Origin of the sequence: Planktothrix sp., from assembly GCF_046067725.1 — a bacterium.
Classification (GTDB): Bacteria; Cyanobacteriota; Cyanobacteriia; order Cyanobacteriales; family Microcoleaceae; genus Planktothrix.
Genome location: NZ_JBJUDF010000140.1, coordinates 1 through 11,042 on the forward strand (window position 1 = coordinate 1; position 11,042 = coordinate 11,042).

Annotated in this window: 6 protein-coding genes; 3 read left to right on the forward strand and 3 right to left on the reverse strand. The window is 41.9% G+C overall.

The window, feature by feature from the left end:
* Positions 1 to 548 (reverse strand): GNAT family N-acetyltransferase (locus tag ACKPEB_RS07825; RefSeq protein WP_408964313.1); only part of this gene is annotated, 548 nt, incomplete at its 3' end.
* A gap of 629 nt (positions 549 to 1,177) precedes the next feature.
* Between ACKPEB_RS07825 and ACKPEB_RS07830 the strand changes: the two genes are divergently transcribed.
* From ACKPEB_RS07830 to crtB, 3 genes are all read left to right on the forward strand, one after another.
* On the forward strand, positions 1,178 to 4,645 hold the full coding sequence (locus tag ACKPEB_RS07830; protein ID WP_408964314.1) for a response regulator: 3,468 nt from the start codon (positions 1,178 to 1,180) through the stop codon (positions 4,643 to 4,645).
* An 86-nt stretch (positions 4,646 to 4,731) separates the two neighbouring features.
* Positions 4,732 to 6,168: a 15-cis-phytoene desaturase gene (gene pds, locus ACKPEB_RS07835; protein WP_408964315.1), complete on the forward strand. Its 1,437-nt coding sequence runs from the start codon at positions 4,732 to 4,734 to the stop codon at positions 6,166 to 6,168.
* A gap of 30 nt (positions 6,169 to 6,198) precedes the next feature.
* Positions 6,199 to 7,125, forward strand: coding sequence for a 15-cis-phytoene synthase CrtB (crtB, locus tag ACKPEB_RS07840; RefSeq protein ID WP_408964316.1), 927 nt, complete (start codon positions 6,199 to 6,201; stop codon positions 7,123 to 7,125).
* A 328-nt stretch (positions 7,126 to 7,453) separates the two neighbouring features.
* Here crtB and ACKPEB_RS07845 read toward each other — a convergent pair whose 3' ends face one another.
* Positions 7,454 to 7,981 (reverse strand): RNA recognition motif domain-containing protein, encoded by a 528-nt coding sequence (locus ACKPEB_RS07845; RefSeq protein WP_408964317.1) that lies wholly within the window; start codon positions 7,979 to 7,981, stop codon positions 7,454 to 7,456.
* 675 nt (positions 7,982 to 8,656) lie between these two features.
* Positions 8,657 to 10,807, reverse strand: coding sequence for a M48 family metalloprotease (locus ACKPEB_RS07850; protein WP_408964318.1), 2,151 nt, complete (start codon positions 10,805 to 10,807; stop codon positions 8,657 to 8,659).
* Positions 10,808 to 11,042: the final 235 nt, after the last annotated feature.

Sequence of the window (11,042 nt, forward strand, 5' to 3'; positions counted from 1 at the left end):
ACATTAGAAAAGCCCCAACGTTGGGCTGTTTGTTCACAAGATATCAGTAATTGTTGAGCAATTCCTTGCTGGCGATATTGAGGATGCACCGCTAAATTTGATAAATATGGATACCGAGACGCTAACGATAATTGCCAAGCATAGCGCGATAGCCCTCGGCTGGGGGGAACCCATCGCAAACCCATTTCCACCGTTCCCAAAACATATTCGCGATCAGATCGATAAACCGAAGACGAAACCCCCACCGATGAAGCCACAGCCACTAAACAAACATATTGAGGTGAACTCATCACCAAACGATGGCGTAAATCTTCATAAATTCCTAAGCGTAAAATGGGATAAACCCAACTCAAAATCCCATCGCGGGAATGAAAACTTTCCGCCAAAATATCCGTTAAAGCCGTGAGATCTCCCAAGGTAGCTGGTCGAATTTGCAACCGAGAACAATCCACAGAATATCGTGTAGGAGGGGGAGTTTCTGGCCCGATGAGATTTCCGCACCCTAAAAAGGATGGATGAGATCTGAAAGTGGAAAACAAATAATTCACGCTTAGTTTAGGGATTGTACACAGTTGCAAATCGCACCAACCATTCTATAACAGTGATGCTGGGCAGTTACAGCACAGCACAGATGTGTTGTTTGTTGAAGGTTATGCTTGGCGGGAAACAGACAATGGAGAACACCCTTCTTCTTCCTGACTCTTGAGATGATCAAGGTACAATGAATATTGTGCATCAATATCCTGATTGTCCTGACATGACTCATCAGGTTACAAATCAATCAGAGTCTGAATCATCAATTGTTGGATGCAGACTTCCAACCAAAATTAACAAAAATAATCATTGGGTCTGGGTTGGGTGGGATTAGAAATTAAACCAAAAAGCGCATCTGATGTTGGAAAATCAATTCAACTGAAAACAGCGATGGAGTCTAGTTAGGATGGGTACTTTTAGGGGGTGTTCAGGGTGGGTTGGCTGTTGAGGGTGATTCTGTCAATCCTCAATCTAATCCCTGAAACTCAACACCCTGGAAGCATAAGATCAATAGGGGGCATCCTCAATCACGAAACAACTTGATCATTGATTAACCCTGATCACCCGTTAGGGGCAAGTTCACCCCATCTGTGTCATTCACAGAGCATTACCCCCTACATCCCTTGCAGCAGGAGCTCGGTGCATGAATTCCCTGAAAAAATCTAAGCCGACGATCTTAGTTGTCGATGATGAACCCGATAACCTAGATCTGCTGTATCGCACCTTCCATCGGGAATACCGGGTCTTGCGAGCAGAAGGCGGGCCAACGGCACTACAAATCTTAGCGTCTCAGTCTGACGTAGCGGTGATTATTTCTGATCAACGAATGCCGCAAATGAGCGGGACAGAATTTCTGAGTTTAACCGCAGCCCAATATCCCGATATTATTCGGATTATCCTTACGGGTTATACCGATGTTGAAGATTTAGTTGAAGCGATTAACTCGGGTAAAGTCTTTAAATACGTTACCAAACCTTGGGACGCCGACGAACTCAAAGCCATCGTTAAACAAGCTTTAGAAACCCATACCGTCCTCAAATCTCGTACCGAAGAACTGCGACGCGCCCTACAACAAGAATCCCTTCTCTACGCCGTAACCAATACCATTCGTTCAGCCCCCAACTATCGGGAAATGTTGCAACGAATTGTCGAAACGGTGGGTCAAATGTTTGAAGCTCGCTATTGTTTGCTACGACCGTTTCAAGATGGGCAAATGAGCGATGAATGGTTTATGTATCAGTCGGGACGAGCAGAGGTGCTACAATCCTCAAATCACCCACAACCGTCAACGGATCTGCTGCAATTATTAGTTTGGGAAACGACCGATGTTGAAGTGATCCAAGATGTAGACACCGATGAACGTATCGCCACAGTTAGGGAACGTCAACAAGCTTATACGGACACTCAAATTCGCTCTAGTTTAATTGTTCCTCTGTTCTACAAACTGGATTTAATGGCGGTTTTAGCACTGCATCATTGCCAAGAACCCCATGTTTGGTTGGATCATGAAGTTCAGTTAGTGATTACCGTTGCGGATCAAGCGGCTCTCGCTTTATCCCAAGCTCGCGCCTATGAACAAGTTCGAGAATTGGCGAAACGGGAAGCCTTAGTCAATACCATTACATCGGCTATTCGCTCCAGTCTTGATCCCCGCACTATTTTTGCGGCTATTACCCAACAATTGGGAGAAGCCTTACAGGTGGATGGCTGTGCGTTATCATTGTGGACAAAAGACGATGAATATGTCCAGTGTGTGGGGTTGTATGATGCGACTCGACAAGCTTCTTTGGTCAGTGATGAATGGTCGTCCAAGTCTCCCCCAAATTCTTTAGATTCTGCCCTTCATTCCCAGCCGGCGGTGGAGATGCTGCCTCAATCTTTAGTTCCCATTCGTGGCAACCCGGTGTTACAACAAGTGTTACGCACGAAACAACCGGTTGTGATTTCTGATTTAGATCAGGAACCGGAATCTCATATTGCTGAATTACCCCTGCGTTCAGCGTCTAAAGCTTTAATGGTGGTTCCTTTGTTATCGGATGGTGAGATTATTGGCAGTATTTCTCTGCGACAAAATCATCGTACACGCCAATGGCAGGATTCAGAAATTAATTTAGTGCAAGTGGTGGCGGTACAAGCGGCTTTAGCGGTACAACAAGCTCGTTTATATCAAAAAACTCGACAACAAGCCGAACGATTGTTAGAAGCGGATCGGATTAAAACGGAATTTTTTCAGAATATTTCCCATGAGTTTCGCACGCCTTTAACTTTAATGATTGGGCCGTTAGAATCGGCGATTAATCAACAGCAAGATTTACCCCAAGAACAAGCAAAAATTGCGTTAAGAAATTCTCGGCGGTTGTTACGGTTAGTGAATCAATTATTAGATTTACAACGGTTTGATGCGGGACGAATGCAGCCGAGTTTTCGTCCCTGTGATTTAATTGCTTTTTGTCAGAGTACCGTTGAGTCGTTTCAACCTTATTGTCATAAAAAAGAAATTCATTTAAAAACGGATTTACATTCTTGTCCGTTATTGTATTTAGATTTAGAACGATTTGATAAGGTTCTTTATAATTTACTGTCAAATGCGATGAAGTTTACTCCGCCTGGAGGAACCATTACTCTCCGAGTTGAACCTTTGGGGGATCATTGCCGTTTGCAAGTTCAAGACACCGGAATTGGGATTCAACCGGAACAAATTCCCTATTTATTTGAACGGTTTCGTCAAGCGGAAGGATCGGCAAATCGTTCCTATGAAGGTTCGGGGTTAGGATTAGCTTTAGTTAAGGAATTAGTGGAACTTCATAAAGGACAAATTTCCGTAGAGTCGGTTTATGGTCAAGGAACAACGTTTACCGTTTGGTTACAATTGGGAACGTCCCATTTACCGGAAGAACAAGTGTTAGAAATTCCGGCAGAATTAAATTCTAGCCGTGCTTCGGTTGAATTTGCAGATATTGATGTCGATGTGATGGATCAAAAAGTCTCTGACGGGTTGGAAAATCCCGAAGACCTTTTGATTTTAGGCAATAATAAGACTTGCACAAATTTAGTTTTAGTGGTGGATGATAACCCAGATTTACGTCACTATGTCTCGAAAATTTTGCGTTTGTCGGGATACAACGTGATCGTTGCTGGCAATGGAGAACAAGGGTTTGAAATGGCTCAAAAATATCGCCCTGAAGTGATTATTACGGATTTAATGATGCCGTTAGTATCGGGGTTAGATTTAATTCGGTTAATTCGAGAAAACCCTGAATTAAAGGGAACTCCGGTAATATTATTAACAGCTAAAGCGGATGAAGATACGCGGTTAGAAGGAGTTGAACGGGGGGCTGATGCCTATTTATCAAAACCGTTTAATGATCGAGAATTGTTGGCAGAAGTTAAGAATTTACAATCTTTGAAAGAAAATGAGCGACGAGTAGCGGAATTAAATCGATATTTAACTGAGTCGGTATTGAAGCGGTTTCTACCTGAAGCTATGGTTAAAAAAGCGGCAACGGGTGAATTAGCCTTGGATTTGAGCCCGGAACCTCGATTGATTACGATTTTGTTTAGTGATATTGTGGGATTTACTAAAATGTCAAATCAGTTACAATCGCAAGGGATAGCAGTGGTTTTAAATGAGTATTTATCTGAGATGACTCGGGTGATTTTTGCCAATGGGGGTACGGTGGATAAATTTGTCGGAGATGCGGTGATGGCGTTATATGGCGCCCCAGAAGAGTTACCCCCGGAAAAACAGGTTCAACTGGCGGTCAAGTCAGCCCGCGAAATGTTGCAATCGTTAGATCAACTGAATCAACGTTGGCGAGAACAAGGCATTGTCGGGGAAAATAGTGTTGAACCGGTGCGTTTTCGATGTGGGATTCATATCGGGACGGCGGTGGTGGGGATGTTTGGATCTCAGGAACGTTCGGATTATACTGCCATTGGCCCTGCGGTGAATATGGCTGCCCGGTTACAGGAAGTCGCTCATCCCAATAGTATTTTAGTGTCTACGGAAGTGGCAAGTTATCTGGCTCGTCATGAAACGTTAACTAAAGAATGGAATAAGTTAAAAGGCATTGGGGATCAAGTCTTAACTTTCATGATCTCTTGTGATTAGAATTTTTGACCTCCTTGGGTTTTAATGTAACGAGATGTAACGTATAATCAGGAAAAACATTAAGAAAACATTCAAAAGGGTAATCGATGCGAGTTGCGATCGCTGGAGCAGGTTTAGCGGGACTAGCTTGTGCTAAGTATCTAACGGATCTGGGTCATACCCCCATCGTGTTAGAACGACGGGACGTATTAGGAGGGAAAGTCGCAGCCTGGAAAGACGAAGACGGCGACTGGTACGAAACCGGGTTGCACATTTTCTTTGGCGCCTATCCCAATATGTTGCAGTTATTCAAGGAACTGGACATCGAAGATCGGCTGCAATGGAAGGAACACTCCATGATCTTCAATCAACCGGAGAAACCTGGAACTTATTCTCGGTTTGACTTTCCTGACATCCCCGCTCCTTTAAACGGGGTAGCTGCTATTCTCCGTAACAATGATATGTTGACCTGGCCGGAGAAAATTCGGTTTGGTTTAGGGTTAATTCCGGCCATGCTCCAAGGTCAAAAATACGTCGAGGAAATGGATCAATATTCGTTCTCAGAATGGCTGAAACTCCACAATGTTCCGCCCAGGGTCGAGAAAGAAGTGTTTATTGCTATGTCCAAAGCTTTGAATTTCATCAACCCTGATGAAATTTCCTCAACGGTAATTTTAACCGCTTTAAATCGGTTTCTCCAAGAAAAGAACGGTTCAAAAATGGCGTTTTTAGATGGGTCTCCCACGGAACGTCTGTGTCAACCGTTGGTCGATTACATTACAGAACGGGGCGGAGAAGTTCGTTTGAATGCCCCAATTAAAGAATTTTTACTCAACGCCGATGGAACCGTCAAAGGCTTCTTAATTCGCGGGTTAAACGATAGCTCTGATGAGGTGTTAACGGCGGATCTCTACGTTTCTGCCATGCCCGTTGATCCCCTGAAGGTGATGTTACCCCAACTTTGGCAAAACATGGACTACTTCAAACAGCTACAGGGGTTAGAAGGGGTTCCGGTGATTAACGTGCATTTATGGTTTGATCGTAAGTTAACAAATGTTGACCATTTGTTGTTTTCCCGTTCACCTTTACTCAGCGTCTATGCAGATATGAGTAATACCTGTAAAGAGTATTCCCATCCTGACCGTTCTATGCTGGAATTGGTATTGGCTCCGGCAAAAGATTGGATTAGTCAATCGGATGAGGAAATCGTGGCAGCGACGATGGCGGAGTTGGAGAAACTCTTTCCAGAGGAAATTCCCCACAAAGCCAAACTGCTGAAATCTCACGTGGTGAAAACCCCACGTTCGGTTTATAAGGCGACTCCTGGGCGACAAGCCCATCGTCCCTCTCAAAAAACGCCTATTCCTAATTTCTATCTGGCTGGAGATTACACGATGCAGCGTTATTTAGCCAGTATGGAAGGGGCTGTACTTTCCGGTAAGCTGACTGCACAGGCGATTCAAGAAGATATCACTTCTAATCGTTTTTCGGCGTTGTCTGCGCCATCGGCTCCTGTTGCTTCCTCAACTCCTATTCCTTCCTAGCTTATCCATTGTCGGTCACCAGAACAACGAATGCTACAACTTTCTAAATCTCCGTGCATGAGAACTCTGGCATCACTGGAAGACTCCTATGAACTCTGCCGTCAGGTTACTGCGGAGTATGCCAAGACATTTTATTTGGGCACTCAATTGATGCCAGAAGCCAAGCGTCGGGCGATCTGGGCGATCTATGTTTGGTGTCGTCGTACTGATGAGTTGGTCGATGGGCCAATGGCGGCGGCGACAACGGAGGAAACCTTAGATCAATGGGAACAACACCTAGAAGCGGTGTTCGCCGGACATCCAAGGGATGATGTGGATGTGGCGCTCGTCGATACTCTCCATCGTTTCCCTTTGGAGATTCAACCCTTCCGAGATATGATTGCGGGTCAACGCATGGATTTATACCGCAATCGCTATCAAACTTTTGAGGAGTTGGAACTTTATTGTTATCGGGTGGCGGGAACGGTGGGGTTAATGTCAACGGCGGTTATGGGGGTTGAACCTCCGGTGATGACGCCTTGGAATCCTAACCCGGAAGTGATGATTCCGAATCAGGAAGCGATCGCGTTAGGAATTGCCAATCAACTGACCAATATTCTGCGGGATGTGGGAGAAGATGCCCGACGGGGCAGGATTTATTTACCCTTGGATGATTTAGCGTTATTTAACTATACCGAAGAGGATTTATTTAAGGGGATTGTTGATGATCGTTGGCGAGAATTAATGCGTTTTGAAATTCAACGGGCGCGGAAATTCTATGCAGAAGCCGAGAAAGGAATTAGTGTTTTAAGCGAGGAAATTCGCTGGCCAGTTTGGACTGCCTTAGTGCTTTATCGGCAAATTTTAGATGAAATTGAACGCAATGAATATGATGTTTTTCGCAAGCGGGCTTATGTTCCTAAATGGCGAAAAATGATGTCATTACCCGTTGCATTATTAAGAGCTAAAGTGTTATAGAGGTTTAACCAATTGTTAAATTGCCGTTGGGTCATTTATCTATATTAATTGGTTTTATCCATTTGATGACTGCTTTGATTGACTTGGGGGTTTGGGCTGTCCAAGGGGTTATGACGTTTTAAAATTCAGGAACTTTTACTCAAATTATCACTCGACTTTTACAACTGTTATTAGCACCTGCTATCCTATTATGATCAGGAGCAATTCTTATACTTCACGGTTGCCGTTTAGATCTTGTTCTACATTAAAGGTTGAATAGGAAATATTAAAAACCTACCTCAATAACGATTGAGGTAGGTTTAAATCCTATCAATTTAAACAATAACGTTTAGGGATTGGCAGCTTGGGCGGCTAACATTTGTTTGAGTTTTTCTAACTCATTCGCCCAACGGGGATCGGGTTGGAAAGCTTCATCTCCGCCAGCTTGAGGTGCAGCAGCGGGACGACCCCCACCGGACTGTTTAGATTTTTTATTTCGGTTTTTGCCACCACCACTTTTAGGGGTATTTCCTGCTTTTACGGGTTGTTGAACGGGTTGTTGTTGTTGTTGTTGGGGTTGTTCTTCCCCAGCATTTTCACTACCGCTTGCACCTTCACCTTTTCCTTTTTTACGAGGTAATGCCTTTTCAATTTTTAAGGGGTTTTCTCTAAACATAACCCCGTTATATTTTTCAACAATTTGATCGGCGATTTCATCGGTTTGCACGGTAACGAAGCCAAACCCCCGACATTTACCCGTTTTGCGATCAGTAATGACTTTAGCAGAAACGGTATCTCCCTCTTCGACAAAGACTTCTTGTAATTCTTTGCGCTCTAATTCTTTAGGAAGATTACCAACATAAAGACGAACGGACATGAGTAGAACCTCCAAATTAAATAAAAAAATGAGTAGGCGAAACTATCCCCAACTTGTGCGGTTTAAAAACACAAATCGAGGATTAACCCCAAGGCAATCATCACTTTGGTTTTTTAAATTGAACTCAACAACCGATGTCATCTTGAAATTGAGATGAAATCCTATCATTTCCTGCATATTGAATTCATCATGCAGAAAGAGTAGGTTTGCTCGGTTGTCTCGTAAACTTTTTCCCATTTGTCAAAACTTGATGCTATAGCGTTTTTTTATTCCTGTGTTCAAAAATAGATTGAACTTCCTATAGCTAAGACCATATAAAGTCAACTCACTGGATGTTAACTTCCTGCCTTTGGAGTGCCGATAGTTGAGTACAGCATTCAACAAAAAATTTGTCATTTCTTTTAAGTTGCTGTTTCGCCTTGTATGAGTCAGGCTATTGAATGGAACCTAGAACCTTTGCTATGGGTATTCCAGTACCGGATCGTTATGAGCCAATCTCTAAGATAGCACAGCTTTGAAGATAGTTCTACTCTTTTGACAAGATTTTTGCATTTAATTTGGCAAAATTGGTGAACTTTTTCAAGGGTGTGATCGAATTGACATCATTTTTAATCTTTGGTTAAGTAATGTAACATTTATTTTCCGCAAAAGCAATCTTATTGATTAAATTTTTGTTTACCATCCGCCTTGAGAAACCAGGTAAGCACCCCATAAGGTAAAACCAATGGCTAAAATTGTAGACCCAATGGCGTGTCCGCTTTGTAGCAAGGTTTGACTATCACAGGTTTCTAGGGTTTCCACATCGATCCAAGGAGTTGCTCCTCGCCTCCACCATCCGGTTACTTTAATATTTTGAGTGATCAATGTCTGGGGTTGAAGAATTCTGGGTAAGAAATTGAGGATAGGAGTCCATTGAGGCAGATAGTGCAGTTTAACAATTCCGCTTGAGGTTTGCAACATTAAATCTTGAGCAAAGCTATTCCTTAAACCTGTGCGACCTAACAGTTGACCTGTTAAACAAATTGGTTGACTATCGAGGGGAATACTTTTGGGGTTAATCATTAAATCAGATAAGTTCGGTTGATTGAAAAGATTAGAAGGTTTAATTTTAGGAAAAAAGGGATTAATCCTGATGAAAATTCCTAGACTACAACCAATCGGAATACAACCTGCCATAATCCAATAATCTCCCCATAACCATTCTAATTGCCACAATCCTAAAGCTGAACAAAGTCCCCCCATTAACCAAATGATACCGCCAATTGCCATGCCAACGGGAATTCCAAAAAACGGTGCACCTTGTAATAATAATGGGGAGTTATGGGGATCAAATTTTGGCAGTTTTGGTGGGTTAAGATGAGATAGATCAAATTCCGGCTCTAGTTTCCAATAATTAGCATAAAAGCCTAGAATTTTTAAGCGTTCTCCCATCAAAGGATGGGATTGATTTAAGGTTAACCACTGAGTATATGAATTTGTTAAATCCCATTGAAATAAAGGATCTGGATCTGTGTAAGGAGTGACACTTCCCCAGGTTAAAGCTTGTTGATAACTGATGGGAATTAATCGATCAAAAGCTTCGAGAATAAAATCAGTTTTTCCTTGTTTTTGAATAGTTTGAGATAATTTTATTGTGATTTTTAATAAGGCTCGACTTAACGCGTTTGGATTTCCGGTTAGGTTACAAGCCATGCGATCACTATAATAAACCCGACGGCGAGATAAATACAAGGTGGGGAATCTTAAAAGTTTGTATAAGCCATAGCATAGCGGGCAAATCAAAGTAGCGATCGCATTAACAATTTGATTTATAAAATTTTGAATGATGCTAGGATAGGCAAGATTTAACTTAGGCAATTTTTCGGTTAATTCTGCTAAATACCAATAAATTAAATAGGGAATTTGACTGATCAGTGTAGCTAAAGACATCACAGCAAAATCCCATTCTCCAATACTGGCTATTTCACGGGCAAAAATAGTTGCTATTTCCTCTTCTGTTAATTGGTCTAATAATCCTCGACTGACAATAATTCGAGCAAAACGTCGAAAACTTCCATAGGAAAAAATAATGGGTTCATCAATGGGCAAAAATTTGATTTCAGGAAGTTTAAAATTTTTCTTCTGGCAATAATTTCTTAAAATTTTATTGGTTTCTTTGCTATAGTTCAATAACGTCATTAAGGGTAAAGGTTTTAAACCATAGCTTAGTTTAAGCAGTCCATCCCATAACCAAGGATAAAATATCCATAAAATCAATACAGTGATATAAACGCCTTGGGTGGGATCACGATAAAATAAAGGAATAGGGTGTACAATGGGGAACCAAATTAAGGCATTATTGGTCATTTCCATTAACCCATCTAATAAGCGAGGAGTTAACCACAATATTGCTAAAATTGTTAATACAATTTCAGAAAAAAATCGATATCTTTGCCAAACCCAACCTATCATAAATAGAAATAAAAGAATAAAAATAATTTGCAAAGGTTGACGAGATAATTGCTGCCAAGAGTTTAACAAAGGTTGCCAAACCCAAATCTGATTTAACTGATTATTAATAAAAGCTAAAACAATCGGAATAAACCAAGTTAAACCGATCATAATTAAGAGTTTTTCGAGTTTAAAAGGAGTTGATTGTAAAGATTTCAGTGGTTTCCAATTCGTAGCTCGTCCCGCTTGTCGCCATTGCCATTCTTGAACCGCAGGAGCAGGAGGAGATTCAATAATTTCGGGTTCAGAATTAACAGGAGAAGAGGGAATTTTTGAAATCGGTTTTTGAAAGGTTAGTTCAGTTTTTTTGAGGTTTAAAGATGGAGCTTGTGGCACGGGAAAACTAAAATGCTGATGAACATTACAAGTCTCTTGAGGAGGCGAATCAGGAATCTAGAAGTGATTTTAAGAAGTTCTCGGATGACTTTGCTCTTCAGTCAGCAGCAGAAAAGCAACTAGAGGATAGAAGAACCAAGTCATTGGAAGATGCTATCGTTGCTTCAAAACCTGAAGGGGCCGTTGACCTTGCTTCAGTAATGCAGAAGACGAGTCTAAACTTGGAGTCCCTTGC

Bases quoted from the DNA above. Each gene is read 5' to 3' on its own strand.
- ACKPEB_RS07830 (WP_408964314.1), top strand. From the start codon at position 1,178: ATGAATTCCCTGAAAAAATCTAAGCCGACGATCTTAGTTGTCGATGAT.
- pds (WP_408964315.1), top strand. From the start codon at position 4,732: ATGCGAGTTGCGATCGCTGGAGCAGGTTTAGCGGGACTAGCTTGTGCT.
- crtB (WP_408964316.1), top strand. From the start codon at position 6,199: ATGCTACAACTTTCTAAATCTCCGTGCATGAGAACTCTGGCATCACTG.
- ACKPEB_RS07845 (WP_408964317.1), bottom strand. From the start codon at position 7,981: ATGTCCGTTCGTCTTTATGTTGGTAATCTTCCTAAAGAATTAGAGCGC.